Origin of the sequence: Rhodococcoides fascians A25f, from assembly GCF_000760935.2 — a bacterium.
Taxonomy (GTDB): Bacteria; Actinomycetota; Actinomycetes; order Mycobacteriales; family Mycobacteriaceae; genus Rhodococcoides.
In genome coordinates this window covers 4,426,282-4,442,941 of sequence record NZ_CP049744.1, presented here as the reverse complement: position 1 = coordinate 4,442,941, position 16,660 = coordinate 4,426,282, and the positions used below count along the sequence as shown (strand labels likewise).

The window sequence follows — 16,660 nt, the reverse complement described above, 5'->3', positions numbered from 1 at the left end:
GATGAGGAGACGCGATGACCTACTCGCCCGGCGGCCCTGAATCAGGGGGCAGCTCCAACTCTGGTGGCTACGGCGGAGGCGGACCGTCCTACGGTCAGTCCTCCTCGCCGAATCAGCCTCCGTCACCTGCGCAGGGCCACGGTCAGGGTCAGCCGTTCCATCAACCGTCGGTATCCAATCCTTTCGGGCCTCCGGTGCCGGGCACCTCGGCACCCGGCGCGCCCGGGACGTCAGCGCCCGGATCCCCTGCACCCGAACGTAAGTCGCCCGGATCGGGATTGACGAACCTGCCGAGGATTCTCACGTTCGTGGTGCTCGGGCTCGGCATCGTGAACTTCCTGCTCGGTTTGCTCGATCTCGTCACTGCCGAAGTCAGCTCGGCGCAGGAACTGCCGAGCAGCATCCAGACGTCGTTCAGCACCACGTTCTTCGCTTCCGGTGGCAGCGCGGTGTCGGTGGCGCTGCTGCTGGCCGCCGGCCTGATCGCCGGTGCGTCGCTGCTGCAGAAGGATGCCAAGAACCAGGCCGTGGTTGCCGCCTTGGCGATCACCGGATTCCTGGTGCTGGTCTTCCAGTCGTTCAGTCTGCCGAGCGCCGAGGGCAACGAGTTCGCCAGCACCACCAGTTCGCTCGGTATCGGCGCAATCCTGGTGCTGGTCCTCGGCTTCGTACAAGCTGCGGCCGCTGTGGTGGCATTGCTGTTCGACGCGGGCATCGTCAAGGCACCTGCCCCCAAGCCCGCAGGCTACGGCAGTCAGAATCAGCAGGCCGGATACGGACAGCAGAACCCGTACAACGCGCCCACGACATCGTTCGGTGGGCCGTCGCAGCCCCAGAACTACAGCAATCCGCCGTCGTACGGACAGGCTCCGGGAGCTCCGTCGAACTACGGTCAGGCTCCGAGCGGACAGTCGTCGGGTCAGCATTCGTACAACCCGGGTGGGCAGCCGTCGTACGGCGGTCAATCTGCGCCCAACACGTCGCCGCAGGGTGGCTACTCACCGCCGCCCTACACCGGTCCGAGTACCCCCGCCGCGGGGCAGGCGTACCCACCGAATCAGTATCAGTACGGTCAGCCGTCGGGCTACGGCCAGCCCCCGGTGAAGCCCGAGGAGCCCACATCGGGCGATCAGTCGACGCCCTACGGCGCGCCCACGCAGTCGTTCGGTGCCACGCCCGCCGTGGACGACGAGAAGAAGCACGACTGATTCAGGCATCACATCCCACTTCGCGGCGCGCCTGACCGGCGTGCCGCGAAGTTGATGCGACTCTCGTTGCAATGAGCGATCTATTGAACCGAGACACTCGACGCGCGGCTGCGAGGACTGCCCGGGTCGGCACCGGGCCTACCCCGGACCAGTCGCGCATGCTCGCCGCCGTGGCGTTCAAGACCTCCGGGCTGGTCGTGGTGATCGCCACCACCCTCGTTCTGGTCACTCTCGTCTCGGTGAACAGCGATCTCACCGGAACTCTCGGAGCGATCGCCGGCACGTGGTTCGCCGTGCATCTGGTTCCCCTGACCATCGGCGGTACGTCCCTCGGCGTCGCACCTCTACTGCCCACCCTGATCATCGGCTGGTCCGTCGCTCGTACCGTCCACCGCGCGGTGGATCCGGACACCGACCGTCGCATGGTTCGGTGGGTGTTCGCCGCCTCCCTGGCCGGTCCGCTCGCCGTCACAGCTATCGCCTTGGCCGTTGCCGGGGACGCGTCCACCGTCATCGGCCTGTCGAGCCCCAATGCTCTCGCGGCCTTCTCCTGGGTAGCCGGCGTTCATGCGGCCGCGTCCGGAACGGGGTTGATCCTGGCGCGCTGGGATTCCCTTGTGCTTCGCCGCGGTCTCCCGGAATGGGTTCGTGCCCTCGTCGCACCGCTCGTGCGCGCACTGTCGATCCTCGTCGCAGGTGGCGCGGCCGTGGTGCTGCTCGCTCTGCTCGCCTCCTGGGAAACCGCCGGTGCACTGGTCGAGAGCGGCCGCGACGTCGTCGGCATGCTCGGCCTGACCGCTCTGTCGGTGCTCTACCTCCCCAACGTCCTGATCGGCGCGCTCGCCGTGGCGATCGGGTCCACAGCTGGTTTCGGCGACGCATCGGTGAGTCTCTTCGCGACGACGGGTGGCCCGCTTCCGCCGTTGCCGATCCTGGCCGTCCTTCCAGAAGGCCCTGCGCAGACGATCTGGGTCGTCATGCTCGCCGTCCCGATCGGCGCGGGGCTGCTGCTCGGCCGTGACTGCGCCATCCGCAGCGCCGACATCCAGGTCGCTGTGTCCTCGGTGTGGGTGGTGGCAGCTGCAGCCGGAGTACTCGCAGCCCTGTTCGGATACGCCGCAGGTGGAAGCCTCGGCACCTTCGGAACCGTCGAGGTCACCGTCTGGAGCTTCGGACTGTTGACATTTGCCTGGCTGGCCGTCGCCGGCACGATATCCGCGGCCATCGTCGTGTGGCGTCGAGCAGAACCCGAAGCCGAACCCGAACACGACGAACCGGCCTCGGCTGTGGTGCCCGCCGCCGAGGTGGCGATCGAAGCTGCTCCCGCCGCCGAGCCGAAGGACGGGCCGGACGTCGAAGACGTCGTCGAGGCGGAGGTCGTGGACGAACTTCCGGCCGAGCCTGCCCAGGAACCGGTCGCCGAGCCGGCGGTCGATGCCGATACCGACGAGCCGCTGGACGCCGAGATCGTCGCCCCGCCCGCGGACTCGGACGGACCTGCCCGGTAGTCGGTGTGTGGGGCGCAGCGACTAGGCTTTCTGCTGGCTCGAACGTTCCCCCTCGATACCTCAGGAGTAGTGCGCTGACTGCCTTGCGTGAGACACCCGCGCGGGTCGTCGTCCTCGCGTCGGGGACCGGCTCGCTGCTGCATTCGATCATCGCGGCGACAGCGTCCGAGAACTATCCGGCGCGCATCGTCGCCGTCGGAGTCGATCGCGACTGCGACGCCGCTCGGCGTGCGGACGAGGCCGGGATACCGCACTTTCGGATCGGGCTGCGGGACTATGCCGATCGTGCCGAGTGGGATGTTGCGCTCACCGATGCCGTCCTGGGTCACGAGCCGGATCTGGTGGTCACCGCCGGCTTCATGAAAATCCTCGGTGGACGATTTCTCGACGCTTTTGCCGGACGCATCGTCAACACTCACCCCGCGCTCCTGCCGTCGTTTCCGGGTGCGCACGCCGTTCGGGATGCACTCGATCACGGCGTCAAATTGACCGGTTCGACGGTTCATCTGGTCGATTCCGGCGTCGATACCGGGCCGATCCTGGCGCAGGAAGCCGTTCCGGTTCTCGACGACGACGACGAGGCCGCGTTGCACGAACGCATCAAGACTGTCGAGCGACGGTTGCTGGTCGACGTGATCGCAGCCGTGGCCACCACAGGTGTCACCTCCGATGGACGAAAGGCTCAGATAATCCGATGAGTGAACGTAAAGCAGTGCGCCGCGCACTGGTCAGCGTCTACGACAAGACCGGACTGATCGAACTGGCGACGGGCTTGCACGGCGCGGGCGTCGCTCTGGTGTCCACCGGATCGACGGCGAGCAAGATCGCCGACGCCGGAATCCCGGTGACCAAGGTCGAGGACCTCACCGGATTCCCCGAGACCCTCGAGGGACGCGTCAAGACGCTGCATCCTCGGGTACACGCCGGAGTGCTCGCCGATACCCGTAAGCCCGAACATCTTTCGCAGCTGGAAGAGCTGGGCATCGAGGCATTCGAGCTCGTTGTGGTGAACCTGTATCCGTTCACCGAGACCGTCGCCAGTGGTGCGACGCCCGACGAATGTGTCGAGCAGATCGATATCGGCGGACCCTCGATGGTCCGCGCCGCGGCCAAGAACCACCCGTCGGTTGCCGTGGTGGTCGACCCCAACCGTTACGAGGACGTGCTGACTGCCGTCGCAGGTGGCGGATTCACCCTCGCCGAGCGGACTTCGCTTGCAGCGCAGGCATTTCAGCACACCGCGGCCTACGACGTCGCGGTGGCGTCGTGGATGAGCAATGTGCTGGTCGAGTCCGAGTCCTCGTTTCCCGAATGGATCGGCGTAACCTGGGACCGCGCGGCCGTGCTTCGCTACGGCGAGAACCCGCACCAAGCTGCCGCGCTGTACGTCGACCCTGCGGGCACGGGCATCGCGCAGGCGGAGCAGCTGCACGGTAAAGAGATGTCGTACAACAACTTCACCGACTCCGACGCGGCGTGGCGGGCGGCCTTCGATCATGCCGAGCCCACCGTCGCGATCATCAAGCACGCCAACCCGTGTGGCATCGCCGTCGGCAAGGACATCGCCGAGGCGCACCGCAAGGCGCACGCCTGTGATCCGGTGAGCGCCTACGGCGGCGTCATCGCAGCCAATCGTGAGATCACCGTCGAGATGGCCGAGCAGGTGGCCGAGATCTTCACCGAGGTCATCATCGCGCCGGCTTACGCCGACGGGGCCCTCGGAGTGTTGCAGCGCAAGAAGAACATTCGCGTCCTGTTGGCGGAGGCGCCGCCCACGTCCGGCGTCGAGCTCAAGCCGATTTCCGGCGGCACATTGCTGCAGCAGCGCGACGTACTCGACGCAGACGGCGACAATCCGGCCAACTGGACTCTCGCGGCCGGCGAACCCGCCGACGAGCAGACGTTGAAGGATCTCGAATTCGCTTGGCGCGCAGGAAGAGCCGTCAAGTCCAACGCGATTCTGCTCGCTCACGACGGTGCGTCGGTCGGCGTCGGAATGGGGCAGGTCAACCGCGTCGACGCCGCCCACCTCGCCGTCCAGCGGGCAGGGGATCGCGCGGCCGGTTCGGTCGCGTCCTCCGATGCCTTCTTCCCGTTCCCCGACGGTCTGCAGGTTCTGATGAGCGCGGGCGTCAAAGCCGTTGTACAGCCAGGTGGTTCGGTTCGTGACAACGAAGTGATCGCTGCCGCACAGGACGCAGGCGTGACGCTGTACCTGACGGGTTCGCGGCACTTCGCTCACTAGTGCGAGACGCCGAGCTCGCAGTTATGCAGGCCTTTACCCCATTTTCGGCCGCATAACTGCGAACTCGGCGATCTGTGGATGGATAGAAAGTTATCCACAGATGGCTGAGCAGGCCCTTTTCGGGGTGTCGAGCCTGCCAAGGTTGAAGCCATGGGGATTCAGGTCGGGCCGTTTCGGGGTTCGCAGGCGATACGCTCGGGCGCTCTCAGCAGGTACGAGCTGAGCCGCAACTACGTGAGGGTCTTTCGCGACACGTATGTCTGCGACGGGACCATTATCGATGCGCGAACCATGGCCTTCGCCGCATCGATCTGCGTCGGCCACGGTGCCGTCATCGCAGGTATTTCTGCAGCAGCGGTTCATGGCGCGAAATGGATCGATTCGACTGCGCCTCCGAGTGTGCTTGCAGCAGGTCGTTCCCATCAGCTGCCCGGGCTTCGAATCCACCACGACGCGTTCGATACCGACGATGTGACGATCACCCAAGGGTTCGCGGTGTCCACTCCCGTGCGCACTGGATTCGATATCGGGCGCTGGGTCGTGCCGCCACTGTCCGTGGTAATTCTCGACTCACTGTTGGCTGCAACCGGGGTAGACGGGGACGCCATACGTGCGTATGCGCAGCAGCGACCGGGCGCACGAGGCATTCGGCGCCTGTTCGGTGCCCTCGATGTCGTCGATTGTGGTGCGGAATCGCCACAAGAAACGAGGACACGGCTCTTGCTGGTCGAGGCGGGGTTGCCGAAACCCGAGACACAAATCGAAATTCGTGACAGTTCGGGCAGGTTCGTGGCACGCATCGATTTGGGGTGGCGTCGTTGGCAGGTAGGGGTGGAGTACGAAGGCGTTCACCACTGGCTCGATGAACGTCAGCGGACACGTGACATCGAGCGGTTCGAGGATCTCGACCGAGCCGAGTGGCAGATCGTGCGCGTCAATTCCGAGCAGATGCGGCTGCGACCTGACGACGTGGTTGCACGGGTGAGGGCAAAGCTCCGGGCCGCGGGTGCCCCGGTGTAGCGAGGTCGCACTTATGCGGGCGATTTGTCCAGTTCAAGTGGCATAGGTGCGAACTCGGCGGCAGCGCTCTTCCGCTCTCGATGGCAGCAATTGCCAAACGCTCGTAGCGTGGAGAAGTGACCTCTACCAAACCTGGCATCTCCACTCTCGGCGAACTCAAGGCATCCGGACATCGGCAGCGGTCGATCAAGGAAGAGTTGCGGGAGAATCTTCTGAAGGCATTGCGTGACGGCGAAGATCCGTGGCCGGGGATCGTGGGATTCGGCTCGACGGTGTTGCCGCAGTTCGAGCGTGCAATTCTGGCCGGTCATGACGTGGTTCTGCTCGGCGAGCGTGGTCAGGGCAAGACGCGTCTGCTGCGCACTCTGAATCTGCTGCTCGACGAGTGGGTGCCGGTGATCGCGGGCGCGGAATTCGGCGAGCACCCGTACGAGCCGATCACGCCCGCCAGCATTCGCAAAGCCGGGGAACTCGGCGACGACCTACCCATCGAGTGGCGGCACCGCAGCGAGCGATACGCGGAGAAGCTCGCCACTCCGGATACGTCGGTGGCCGACCTCGTTGGTGACGTCGATCCAGTCAAGGTGGCCGAGGGTCGCAGCCTCGGTGACCCGGAGACCATTCACTTCGGGCTCGTTCCGCGCAGCCATCGCGGCATCGTGGCGATCAACGAGCTGCCCGACCTCGCCGAGCGCATCCAGGTCTCGCTGCTCAACGTCATGGAGGAGCGCGACATCCAGGTGCGCGGCTACACCCTGCGTCTGCCGCTCGACGTCATGCTGGTGGCGAGCGCGAACCCCGAGGACTACACCAATCGCGGACGCATCATCACCCCGCTCAAGGACCGCTTCGGTGCCGAGATCAGGACGCACTACCCCCTCGAGCTCGACGACGAAGTAGCCGTCATCGATCAGGAAGCAGATCTGCAGGCCGCAGTTCCGACCTACCTACTCGAGGTGCTCGCTCGGTTCACCCGACTGCTGCGTGAGTCGCCGTCGGTCGATCAGCGCTCCGGCGTCTCCGCTCGATTCGCGATCGCAGCTGCCGAAACCATTGCTGCCGCAGCCGTTCACCGAGCAGCGATTCTCGGTGAGGCCGAGCCCGTGGCCCGGCCGGTCGACCTCGGCACCATCATCGAGGTGCTGCGCGGCAAGGTGGAATTCGAGTCGGGTGAGGAAGGACGCGAAATCGAGGTACTCGAGCACATGCTGCGCCGCGCGACCGCCGATACCGTCCGGGCACATCTCGGCGGCATCAACCTGGCCGCGCTGGTGACCGCAGTCGAGACCGGCGAGCCGATCGTCACCGGCGACCGGATCACTGCTAAGGCTCTGCTCGACGAGCTACCCGACGTCGAGGTCATCGGCGACATCCACGAGCGGCTGAACGCGACCTCGGACGGCGAGAAAGCAGCCGCGGTCGAACTTGCACTCGAAGGTCTCTACCTCGCACGTCGGATCTCCAAGGACCCCGACGACGACGGTCAGACGGTGTACAGCTGATGCGTCGCTCCAGATACGGGCGGTATCACGACGGGCCGGATCCCCTTGCGCCACCGGTGGATCTGCGCGAGGCGCTCGACGCCATCGGCGAGGATGTACTCGAGGGGGCGTCGCCGCGTCGGGCATTGCAGGAGATGCTGCGGCGTGGGACGAAGAACATGCGTGGGCTCGACGACCTCGCCGCTCAGGCGGCCAAGCGTCGGCGAGACCTGTTGAAGAAGAACAACCTCGACGGCACTCTGGAAGAAGTGCGTGAGCTGCTGGACAAGGCGGTGCTCGAGGAGCGCAAGGCCTTGGCGCGTGCGCTCGACGACGACGCGCGATTCCAGGAGATGCAGATCGGCGACCTCTCACCGTCCACTGCCCAAGCGGTGCAGGAGCTTTCGGACTACAACTGGCGCTCGTCGGAGGGTCGCGAGAACTACGAGAAGATCAAGGACTTGCTCGGACGCGAAATGCTCGATCAGCGTTTCGCCGGCATGAAGCAAGCCCTCGAGGGTGCGACCGACGAGGACCGCCAGGCCATCAGCGAGATGCTGAAGGACCTCAACGAATTGCTCGACGCCCACAACAAAGGTGAGAACACCGACGAGCAGTTCGACCAGTTCATGAACAAGCACGGTCAGCACTTCCCGGAGAACCCGAAGAACGTCGACGAGTTGTTGGATTCGCTCGCGCAGCGGGCCGCGGCGGCGCAGCGGCTGCGTAACTCGTTGACTCCCGAGCAGCGGGCCGAGTTGGATGCATTGGCGCAGCAGGCTTTCGGTGACTCGAACCTGTTGAATCAGCTCGATCAACTCGATCAGAACCTGCAGCAGGCCAGGCCCGGTGAGGACTGGGACGGTTCGCAGAACTTCCGCGGCGAGAACGGCATGGGTCTGGGCGACGGCACCGGTGCACTACAGGACATCGCGGATCTCGAGAACCTGGGAAACCAGCTCTCGCAGCAGTACAACGGTGCCGCACTCGACGACATCGATGCCGATGCTCTGTTGAAGCAACTCGGACCCGAGGCGGCGGCCGACGCGCGGATGCTCTCGGAGCTCGAAAAGGCGCTGCAGCAGCAGGGTTTCATGGACAAGGGTGCCGACGGGCAATGGCGACTGTCACCCAAGGCCATGCGTCAGCTGGGGCAGTCCGCGCTGAAGGATGTCGCGGGAAAACTGTCTCGACGTGGCGGCGAGCGGGACACTCGCAAGGCGGGTGCGATGGGCGAGCCCACGGGGGCGTCGAGGGCGTGGGAGTTCGGCGATACCGAACCGTGGGACGTGACCCGCACGGTCAACAATGCGGTACTGCGTTCAGCGGCAACAGGATCGAGCTTTCCGGTGCAGCTGCAGGTGACCGATGTGGAGATCAGCGAGACCGAGACTCGGACGCAGGCCGCGGTTGCATTGTTGGTCGACACGTCGTTCTCGATGGTGATGGACGGCCGCTGGGTGCCGATGAAGCGCACTGCACTGGCTCTCAATCATCTGGTCAGCACTCGATTCCGCGGGGACGATCTGCAGCTGATCGGATTCGGCAGGCATGCACAGACATTGACGGCGTCGGAGCTGGCGGGGTTGGACGGTGCCTACGATCAGGGCACGAATCTGCACCACGCACTGATGCTCGCAGTGCGTCATCTGCGGCGTCATCCCAACGCGCAGCCGGTGGTGTTGATCGTCACCGACGGTGAGCCGACTGCGCATCTCGAGCCGGACGGTCATGCGTATTTCGACTACCCGCCGTCGTCGAAGACTCTGGGCCTGACCGTGCGGGAACTCGATACCGTCGCGAAACTCGGTGCGCAGGTGACGATCTTCCGGCTCGGCGACGATCCCGGCCTGGCCAGAGTCGTCGACAAGATGGCCGAGCGGGTGGGTGGACGAGTCATCGCGCCGGATCTGGACGGGCTGGGTGCTGCGGTGGTGAGCGACTACCTCAAGCGTCGGCGGTCCTAGCTCACTTGTCGGGAGCCTTGATGTCGACGCTGACGCCGCCCCAGAACGCAAAGCCGGTGATGATCACCCGCGGCGCGCCGGGGTGGGACGCGCTGACGTGCTCGAAGCCGCCCATGATGCCCATGCCGCGGACCTCGACGCTCACTCCGGGCGGCACGGTCACCTCGATGCCGCCCATGATGGCGACGCAGTTGATGGTGGTTTCCTCGGTGGAGAACGAGGCCCGTCGTAGGTCGAGTTCGATTCCGCCCCAGAAGGCGACGGCGTCGATCCGCGAGGCGGCGGTCCACTCACCTTTGCGCACGGCACCACTCATGATGGCGATCACGCGGTCGTTCGAGGAACCACCCGACGGTGCAGACGCGGGAGGCGGAGACAGTGCCAGATCGCCGGTCAGCAGATCGAGTTCGCCGTAGGTTTTGGCCTCATACACCGCGGCAGTGCGCTCGTCGTACTCGCTCACGGTGAGCTGGCCGTTCGCGAACGCATCGCTGAGCAACTGCGCGACGAGGTTCCTGTCTGCGTCGGCGGCCCGTACTCGGCTTCGATCTCGGTCGGGGAGTTGATCGCTCACCGCTCGGACCCTACCTGCGTAGCGGTCAGGCCGCATTCAGGATTGTGCGGCTTCCGAGAGGCGATGCCAACGTCATCTGCATGGTGGCGTAGACGGCAACCATGATGCAGGACTTGTCGGCGGCGTCGGGCCTGGTGCCGGTACGCAGCTCGACGGTGACCGTCGAGTCGGTCTCGGTCACCGTGGCGTCGGCCCCGTAGCACTCCGGAGTGCCGGTCACGAAGTGCACGGCGATGGTGTTGGGGGAAACCTGGCTCCACGACTCGAACGGAGTGGTGGTGGCTCGGATCAGGTCAGGAGTCGGCTCGAACATCGTGCCGACGTCGCCGACGGGAACCTCGTGTGGAACCGGAGGGGCGCTCGGCTGCTGGATGTGGCCGACGGGTGTGGTGGAACCGACCGTGGGCGTTGTGTCCTCGTCGCCACCGGAGACCGTACTGCAGCCCGCCAGCAGCAGGCACAACATGACACCTGCAGCGAGAAACCTCATGCATCCAAACTAGCGCCGAGAGCTGAGGAGAACCTTTGTGTTCGGCTCACGCCAGGAACACCGTCACGAGTGCGATGACGGGTATCGATACGAGCGTGGTCACGAACGCAGTGTCACGGGCGGGTACCACTCCGCGCTGGTAGCGGCTGGCGAAGACGAACACGTTCTGCGCGGTGGGCAATGCCGAAACGACGACGATGGCGAACAGGTCGTGACCGTCCAGACCGAAGACGAACCGGGCCATGAGGTAGCCGAGCAGTGGCTGCAGCGCCATTTTGAACACCGTTGCCAGGGCGACGTCCCGCCGCGGACTGATGCCCTTCTGCAGCACTCGGGCACCGTAGAGGGACAGACCGAAAGCGAGCAATGCGCCGGGTACGGAGGCATTTCCGACGAGTTGGAACGGCTGCATCAATGCCTCGGGCAGCTCGAATCCCGTGATCGACAGAACGAGTCCCGCGGCTCCGGCCAGCACGATCGGGTTTCGGAACGGCGTCGTGACGGTCTTGAACAGCGAGACCTCGTCGATCTTGGTGGAGATGTCGAGGATGGTCACGGCGATCGGTGTGTAGATCATGATCTGGAAGAGCAGCAGGGGAGCGACGAAGTTGGCGTCGCCCAGTACGAACACGGCGATCGGGATGCCCAGGTTGGCGGCGTTGACGTACGAACTCGCCAGCGCACCGACGGTCGCGTCGGGCACGGCCCGTTTCAGCGCGAGCTTCGCTATGACGAAATAGATTGCTCCGACGAGCAGTGCCGTAGAGCCGGCGACGGCCAGCACGGGCGAGAGGATGACCGACAGGTCCGAGTTCGCCAGTGTGACGAACAGCAGTGACGGTGTCGCGACGAAGAACACGAGTCGGCTGAGGACGAATTGGCCGTGCTCACCGAGCACTTTCAGGTGGGCGAGCAGGTAACCCAGTGCGATGACGACGAAGATGACGGTGAAGCCCTCGAGAACGCCGGACATCGTCGAAGTGCTCATCTCTTGCTAGGGAACGACAGAAAGGCCACGTAGCCGGATGGCTACGTGGCCTTTCTCGAAAGCTGATTCAGCGGCTGGTGAACGGCAGCAATGCCATTTCACGAGCGTTCTTCACTGCGACAGCGACCTGGCGCTGCTGCTGCGGGGTGAGCCCGGTGACCCGACGGCTGCGGATCTTGCCGCGATCGGAAATGAACTGACGAAGAAGGTTGATGTCCTTGTAGTCCACCGTGGTGACCTTGGCGGCGTTCAACGGGTTCTTCTTCGGTCGACGACCCGCCTCTGCGCGGACCTTCTTCGACGGTGCTCTCTTGACTGCCATCTCTACCTTTTCCCTTACCAGCTCGACTTGTGGACGCCTGGCAGCTCCCCACGGTGTGCCATCTCGCGCATTTTCACGCGGGACAGCCCGAATTTCCGTAGGTAACCGCGCGGACGTCCATCCGCAGCGTCACGATTGCGCAATCGTACCGGACTCGAATCGCGTGGCAGACGCTGCAGTGCTGCTTGGGCCTGTGCGCGCTCGGAATCGCTGCTCGAGGGCTTGCGAATGATCTCCTTGAGCTCCGCGCGACGCGTTGCCCAGCGGGCGACGATGACCTTGCGCTGCTCGTTCTTCTCTATCTTGGACTTCTTCGCCATGGCTAACGCTCTTCCCGAAAATCGACGTGCTTGCGCACCACCGGGTCGTATTTCTTCATCACCAGTCGGTCGGGGTCGTTGCGACGGTTCTTCCGGGTGACGTAGGTGTAACCGGTACCGGCGGTCGATTTGAGTTTGACGATCGGCCTGACGTCGGTGCTCTTGCCCATCAGATCTTCTCCCCACGTGCCCGGATTTTGGCGACCACGGCGTCGATGCCGTCGCGGTCGATGGTCTTGATGCCCTTGGTCGAGAGCGTGAGGGTGACGCGGCGGCCGAGGCTCGGTGCGTAGTAGGTCTTGCGCTGGATATTGGGGTCCCACCTGCGGCTGGTGCGCACGTGGGAGTGCGAGACGGACTTTCCGAAGCCGGGGGTGCGGCCGGTGACTTGGCAGTGCGCAGACATTGAGCACTCCTTTCTTGCCGTTATGACAATCGTTTTCGACAAAGCGTGTTCACGAATGTAGCGTGCATCCACAGGTAATGACAATCGTTGTCGAGAAGAAGGGCGCTCGTGAACAACTCACCGGACGATCGAACCCCGATGGTCCTCGTGTCCGGCTGGACCGGAGCCATGGACGCGGTCGTGACATCACTGCTGGCACCCGGGACGGTCGCAGTCCGCCACGACCTCGGCCGCGTCACCGAGGGCGTCGTGCGTCGCACGCTCTACGTGCTGGGCGAGAACCCTCGCGAAACCATCCTGGAACTGGCGCACGGCTGCGTGTCCTGCACGCTCCGCGAGGACCTGCTGCCGCTGCTGCGTGCACTGTCGACGCGCAGCAATGTCGATCGCATCGTGCTCGCGATGGACCCCGCTCTCGAACCCGAGGCGCTGTGCTGGGCCGTCGAAAATGTCGTCGTGGCGGGCGTCGTCGGGCAGATCGACGGCCCGGCGTCGCGGGATGTGCGCATCGAGGCCGTGATCGGCTGCCTCGACGCCGCAACCTGGTTGGCCGACGCCACCGGCGACGACGCATTGGCCGACCGCGGCGTGGTTGCCAGCGGAGACGACGATCGAACCGTCGCGCAATTGGTGGTGGGACAGGTCGATTATGCCGACGCTCTTGTCGTCACCGCCGGTCCCGAGGTCGATGCGTGGGAACGTGCTCGGCTTTCTGCTGTCCTCGCGCGGTTGGCACCGAACGCACCTGTGGTCTGGGTCGACCGGGACGTAATGGTCGACGCCCCAGCACTTCTCGCGTGTGTCCCTGCCGATGCGCGACGCGGTGCGATCACCGATGCGCACTCACCGCTGTTGCGTGGTGAGCCGCCGTTGACCGTCGACTGCGGAGTCACGCTCGTGGAATTCACTGCGACGCGGCCGTTCCACTCCGAGCGTTTGCACGAGGCCATCGACGTGCTGCTCGACGGTGTCGTCACCGCGCGGGGCCGGGCGTGGGTTGCCACGCAGCCCGACGAGGCGCTGTGGATCGAATCGGCCGGCGGCGGGCTGCGGGTGGCCAGTGCCGGAAAGTGGCTTGTCGCAATGACTCCGGAGCAACAGGACCGCGTCGACACCACTCGACGGGCGATGGCGGCACTGCGGTGGGACGACGAGTTCGGCGATCGAGACACCTCGCTGGTGATCCTCGTTCACGAGGCCCACCCCACCGAGATCGACCGAACGCTCCAGTGGGCGTTGGTCTCCGACGACGAAATGACGGACCCATCGGCATGGTCCGGCTGGACCGATCCGTTCGGCCAATGGCACGAAGACCCCTGCGAGAGCAGCGAATCCCCGTACGCAGAACAATCACGAGAGGCAACAGAATGAAACCAGGCATTCATCCCGACTACCACCCGGTCGTGTTTCAGGACTCGAGCACCGGAAACAAGTTCCTCACCAGATCGACCGTGACGTCCGCGCGCGAGACCGAGTGGGAGGACGGCAACACCTACCCGTTGGTCGTCGTCGACGTCTCGTCCGAATCGCACCCCTTCTGGACCGGAGCCGCGCGCGTGATGGACACCCAGGGACGCGTCGAGAAGTTCGAGAAGCGATACGGCCGCCGAAGCCGAAAGGACGTCTGAGTCATGGCTGTTCCGAAGAGAAAGATGTCGCGCTCCAACACGCGGAGTAGGCGAGCGCAGTGGAAGGCCGTCGCCCCGGATCTGGTGACGGTGCGCTTTCGAGGTCGGGAGTTCCGAGTGCCCCGCAGACTGGTCAAAGCAGTGCAGTCCGGGGTGTATGACCCGAGTTGATCTCCGTTGTCGTGCGCGTTTTGCGTAGTTGCAGGTACGCAAAACGCGCACGAGGGCGGAGCCCGGTACGTTTGTTCGATGAGTCGAACGGAACCCTCTGCGAAGGACGTCAAGCGTTGGCGGCAGTACCTCGCCGACGAGAGGGCCGAGGCTGCCGTCTATCGCGATCTGGCAGGCCGACGCACCGGCGAGGAGCGCGAGATACTCCTGGACCTCGCCGATGCGGAAGGCCGCCACGAGCAGCATTGGCGAAATCTGCTGGGTGAACGGGTCGGTAAGCCGTTGAAGGGCGACATCCGCACTCGCATCCTCGGTGTCCTGGCGCGCCGTTTCGGTTCGGTATTCGTACTCGCGTTGGCGCAGCGAGCCGAGACTCGCTCGCCGTACGCCACCGAAGCCGATGCAACGGAGGCGATGACCGCCGACGAGCAGATCCACGCCGAGGTCATCAGGGCGCTGGCAGCTCGCGGTCGCAATCGACTGTCCGGAACCTTCCGGGCCGCGGTGTTCGGTGCCAACGATGGGCTGGTGAGCAACCTGGCTCTCGTTCTGGGCATCAGCGGCTCCGGGGTGTCCAACCACATCGTTCTTGTCACCGGACTCGCGGGCCTGCTCGCCGGTGCGCTGTCGATGGGTGCGGGCGAATACGTCTCCGTCCGTTCGCAACGCGAGTTGCTCGAGGCGTCGTCCCCCGACAGTGCGGCGCGCGATGCCGTCCAACACCTCGACGTCGACGCCAACGAACTGGCGCTGGTGTACCGAGCCAGGGGAATGACCCACGAGGAGGCCGACGCCAAAGCCTCGGAAGTGTTGCGGCTGTTGCCCACCGACGACGAGATGGCTCCCGACGTCGACGAGCACGAGTCCATCGGAACAGGCCTCGGTGCGGCCGGAGCCAGCTTCTGCTTCTTCGCCTCCGGGGCGGTCATTCCGGTGTTGCCGTACTTCTTCGGTCTCGAAGGCTATGTGGCCCTTGCCGTTGCCGCCGTCCTCGTCGGAATTGCCTTGATCTGCACCGGTCTGGTGGTGGGCCTCCTCAGCGGTGGACCGCCCGTCAAACGCGCTCTGCGACAGCTGGCCATCGGCTACGGCGCGGCTGGGGCGACATATCTACTCGGACTCGCATTCGGCGGGGGAGTGTAGGTTCTGGCTAAAGGTAGAGGATCCCGACAACCTCTCCTTGTCGGTGGGTCGGCCGACAATGTCGATATGCCCATCATCGATTTGACTCGCGAGGATCACGCCTACTTCATCGGACTGTTTCAAACCGACGGTCATCTCGAAAGCGGGAAAGGGCAAAGAGGGAAAGCAACCATCGAACTATCGGCTGTCGACGTCGACTTGCTGACGCGGCTTCCACAACTTTTCGATGGTGTCAGATCTTCCGTATCCACGAGAACGCGCACGACGAACTTTTCTTCTGAGTACACAAGTGCCACCTGGCGTGTCTGCAACCTCGCATTCCGACGCGAACTGGAATTGTGCGGAGTTCCGGCCGGTCGCAAGTCCAACCAGGTGGCTCCGCCTGTCGGCCCGTTTCATCAGCGGGGATACTTCCGAGGATTGCTCGATGGCGATGGCAGTGTCGGATTCACTCGGACGGGTGTGCCTTTCGTAGGTTTCGTTACGGCCTCGTCTAGCTTGGCGGACTTCTTCTGCTCGACGGTACGCACAGTTAGCGGGGCTCTTCGCACGGCAAAACGCAACACTCGCGACGACGTGTTCTCGTTGATTGTCGCCAACGACCCAGCGGCGCGTCTGGCTGAGTGGGCCTACCCTCCAGGTTGTTTCGCGCTGGATCGAAAGCGATTGGCGGCAGAGTCAGTCGCCGCTTGGATGAGGCCACCGGGAATGCGTGCTCGCCCACTCCTGGGAAAAAGGTCGTGGTCGGCGGAGGAGGACGCTATTGCGTTGTCATCGACTGTGAAGGAGGCAGCCAGAGTGCTCGGCCGAACGGAGAGCGCCGTAGTCATCCGTCGCTGGAGACTGCGGAATGCGGACGGCACCGATGTATGAGGGGACTGCGGCCGCGGCGCACTTCTCGGTTAAAAAGTACGGCATGTGCTTGGGATGCCCCGGTTCCGACTTCATCGACGAGATTCCCGATGCCTACAAGCCGATCGATGTCGTGATGGAAGATGCCCGCGACCTGGTGAGCATCGAGCACGAGCTGCGGCAGATCCTCAACGTCAAGGGGACCTGAATCGGCCTCCCGTCGTGCATGGAAACTCGGAGTGGGTCACGAGGTTCCATGCACGACGGGATTGTCCTCGTTCGTCCCGTTGTGCATCGCTGTTCTCTGTCTGTTCACTTCGAGTGTTCCGTTCTGTTC

General features: G+C 64.5%; 18 protein-coding genes and 1 pseudogene. 12 read left to right on the top strand and 7 right to left on the bottom strand.

Annotation, left to right across the window (positions count from 1 at the left end; translation table 11 throughout):
* Positions 1-14: 14 nt before the first annotated feature.
* The 7 genes from BH93_RS20815 (at position 15) to BH93_RS20785 (ending at position 9,429) form a co-directional block, all read left to right on the top strand.
* Positions 15-1,208 (top strand): DUF5336 domain-containing protein, encoded by a 1,194-nt coding sequence (locus BH93_RS20815; RefSeq protein WP_141215783.1) that lies wholly within the window; start codon positions 15-17, stop codon positions 1,206-1,208.
* 71 nt (positions 1,209-1,279) lie between these two features.
* Positions 1,280-2,716, top strand: coding sequence for a cell division protein PerM (locus BH93_RS20810; protein ID WP_037175453.1), 1,437 nt, complete (start codon positions 1,280-1,282; stop codon positions 2,714-2,716).
* A 5-nt stretch (positions 2,717-2,721) separates the two neighbouring features.
* Positions 2,722-3,414: a phosphoribosylglycinamide formyltransferase gene (purN, locus tag BH93_RS20805; RefSeq protein WP_080739152.1), complete on the top strand. Its 693-nt coding sequence runs from the start codon at positions 2,722-2,724 to the stop codon at positions 3,412-3,414.
* Complete coding sequence (gene purH / locus BH93_RS20800; RefSeq protein ID WP_037175451.1) at positions 3,411-4,961, top strand: bifunctional phosphoribosylaminoimidazolecarboxamide formyltransferase/IMP cyclohydrolase; 1,551 nt, start codon at positions 3,411-3,413, stop codon at positions 4,959-4,961. The genes purN and purH overlap by 4 nt, the downstream gene beginning before the upstream one ends.
* 150 nt (positions 4,962-5,111) lie before the next feature.
* On the top strand, positions 5,112-5,981 hold the full coding sequence (locus BH93_RS20795) for a hypothetical protein (RefSeq protein WP_037175445.1): 870 nt from the start codon (positions 5,112-5,114) through the stop codon (positions 5,979-5,981).
* A 116-nt stretch (positions 5,982-6,097) separates the two neighbouring features.
* Entirely contained in the window at positions 6,098-7,483 is a 1,386-nt protein-coding gene (locus BH93_RS20790) for an ATP-binding protein (protein ID WP_037175444.1), read from the top strand.
* Positions 7,483-9,429 (top strand): vWA domain-containing protein, encoded by a 1,947-nt coding sequence (locus BH93_RS20785; protein WP_037175442.1) that lies wholly within the window; start codon positions 7,483-7,485, stop codon positions 9,427-9,429. Before BH93_RS20790 ends, BH93_RS20785 begins: the two co-directional genes overlap by 1 nt.
* Position 9,430: 1 nt before the next feature.
* On the opposite strand, the gene BH93_RS20780 is transcribed toward BH93_RS20785, so the two are convergent.
* The 7 genes from BH93_RS20780 to rpmB form a co-directional block, all read right to left on the bottom strand.
* Complete coding sequence (locus BH93_RS20780) at positions 9,431-10,003, bottom strand: DUF1707 SHOCT-like domain-containing protein (RefSeq protein ID WP_037175441.1); 573 nt, start codon at positions 10,001-10,003, stop codon at positions 9,431-9,433.
* Positions 10,004-10,028: 25 nt separating this feature from the next.
* A complete protein-coding gene (locus BH93_RS20775; RefSeq protein ID WP_037155123.1) occupies positions 10,029-10,493 on the bottom strand; it encodes a hypothetical protein in 465 nt (154 codons plus the stop codon).
* 46 nt (positions 10,494-10,539) lie between these two features.
* Positions 10,540-11,466, bottom strand: coding sequence for an AEC family transporter (locus tag BH93_RS20770; protein WP_037175439.1), 927 nt, complete (start codon positions 11,464-11,466; stop codon positions 10,540-10,542).
* Positions 11,467-11,548: 82 nt separating this feature from the next.
* Positions 11,549-11,803 carry a 30S ribosomal protein S18 gene (rpsR, locus tag BH93_RS20765; RefSeq protein WP_008719028.1) on the bottom strand — a complete coding sequence of 85 codons (255 nt, stop codon included), beginning with the start codon at positions 11,801-11,803 and terminating at the stop codon, positions 11,549-11,551.
* A 14-nt stretch (positions 11,804-11,817) separates the two neighbouring features.
* On the bottom strand, positions 11,818-12,123 hold the full coding sequence (gene rpsN / locus BH93_RS20760) for a 30S ribosomal protein S14 (RefSeq protein ID WP_037175437.1): 306 nt from the start codon (positions 12,121-12,123) through the stop codon (positions 11,818-11,820).
* A 2-nt stretch (positions 12,124-12,125) separates the two neighbouring features.
* Positions 12,126-12,296: a 50S ribosomal protein L33 gene (gene rpmG / locus BH93_RS20755; RefSeq protein WP_170944568.1), complete on the bottom strand. Its 171-nt coding sequence runs from the start codon at positions 12,294-12,296 to the stop codon at positions 12,126-12,128.
* Positions 12,293-12,529 carry a 50S ribosomal protein L28 gene (gene rpmB / locus BH93_RS20750; RefSeq protein ID WP_032395753.1) on the bottom strand — a complete coding sequence of 79 codons (237 nt, stop codon included), beginning with the start codon at positions 12,527-12,529 and terminating at the stop codon, positions 12,293-12,295. The genes rpmG and rpmB overlap by 4 nt, the downstream gene beginning before the upstream one ends.
* A gap of 138 nt (positions 12,530-12,667) precedes the next feature.
* Here rpmB and mrf point away from each other — a divergent pair, with 138 nt between their 5' ends.
* The 5 genes and pseudogenes from mrf to BH93_RS20725 all read left to right on the top strand — a co-directional run.
* Entirely contained in the window at positions 12,668-13,900 is a 1,233-nt protein-coding gene (gene mrf, locus BH93_RS20745) for a ribosome hibernation factor-recruiting GTPase MRF (protein WP_037176782.1), read from the top strand.
* Complete coding sequence (locus BH93_RS20740) at positions 13,897-14,157, top strand: type B 50S ribosomal protein L31 (protein WP_037175431.1); 261 nt, start codon at positions 13,897-13,899, stop codon at positions 14,155-14,157. Before mrf ends, BH93_RS20740 begins: the two co-directional genes overlap by 4 nt.
* A 3-nt stretch (positions 14,158-14,160) precedes the next feature.
* Positions 14,161-14,328, top strand: coding sequence for a 50S ribosomal protein L32 (gene rpmF, locus BH93_RS20735; RefSeq protein ID WP_080739151.1), 168 nt, complete (start codon positions 14,161-14,163; stop codon positions 14,326-14,328).
* 78 nt (positions 14,329-14,406) lie between these two features.
* Positions 14,407-15,471, top strand: a complete 1,065-nt coding sequence (locus BH93_RS20730) for a VIT1/CCC1 transporter family protein (protein WP_037175430.1) — start codon at positions 14,407-14,409, stop codon at positions 15,469-15,471.
* Between the two features lie 934 nt (positions 15,472-16,405).
* A pseudogene (locus tag BH93_RS20725) lies at positions 16,406-16,531 on the top strand (RtcB family protein); the annotation flags it as partial.
* Positions 16,532-16,660 lie beyond the last annotated feature (129 nt).

What these genes read in the sequence shown, in the direction of transcription:
- BH93_RS20815 (WP_141215783.1), top strand. Translation starts at nt 15, where the DNA reads ATGACCTACTCGCCCGGCGGCCCTGAATCAGGGGGCAGCTCCAACTCT.
- BH93_RS20810 (WP_037175453.1), top strand. Translation starts at nt 1,280, where the DNA reads ATGAGCGATCTATTGAACCGAGACACTCGACGCGCGGCTGCGAGGACT.
- purH (WP_037175451.1), top strand. Translation starts at nt 3,411, where the DNA reads ATGAGTGAACGTAAAGCAGTGCGCCGCGCACTGGTCAGCGTCTACGAC.
- BH93_RS20795 (WP_037175445.1), top strand. Translation starts at nt 5,112, where the DNA reads ATGGGGATTCAGGTCGGGCCGTTTCGGGGTTCGCAGGCGATACGCTCG.
- BH93_RS20785 (WP_037175442.1), top strand. Translation starts at nt 7,483, where the DNA reads ATGCGTCGCTCCAGATACGGGCGGTATCACGACGGGCCGGATCCCCTT.
- BH93_RS20775 (WP_037155123.1), bottom strand. Translation starts at nt 10,493, where the DNA reads ATGAGGTTTCTCGCTGCAGGTGTCATGTTGTGCCTGCTGCTGGCGGGC.
- BH93_RS20770 (WP_037175439.1), bottom strand. Translation starts at nt 11,466, where the DNA reads ATGTCCGGCGTTCTCGAGGGCTTCACCGTCATCTTCGTCGTCATCGCA.
- rpsR (WP_008719028.1), bottom strand. Translation starts at nt 11,803, where the DNA reads ATGGCAGTCAAGAGAGCACCGTCGAAGAAGGTCCGCGCAGAGGCGGGT.
- rpsN (WP_037175437.1), bottom strand. Translation starts at nt 12,123, where the DNA reads ATGGCGAAGAAGTCCAAGATAGAGAAGAACGAGCAGCGCAAGGTCATC.
- rpmB (WP_032395753.1), bottom strand. Translation starts at nt 12,529, where the DNA reads ATGTCTGCGCACTGCCAAGTCACCGGCCGCACCCCCGGCTTCGGAAAG.
- mrf (WP_037176782.1), top strand. Translation starts at nt 12,668, where the DNA reads ATGGTCCTCGTGTCCGGCTGGACCGGAGCCATGGACGCGGTCGTGACA.
- BH93_RS20740 (WP_037175431.1), top strand. Translation starts at nt 13,897, where the DNA reads ATGAAACCAGGCATTCATCCCGACTACCACCCGGTCGTGTTTCAGGAC.
- rpmF (WP_080739151.1), top strand. Translation starts at nt 14,161, where the DNA reads ATGGCTGTTCCGAAGAGAAAGATGTCGCGCTCCAACACGCGGAGTAGG.
- BH93_RS20730 (WP_037175430.1), top strand. Translation starts at nt 14,407, where the DNA reads ATGAGTCGAACGGAACCCTCTGCGAAGGACGTCAAGCGTTGGCGGCAG.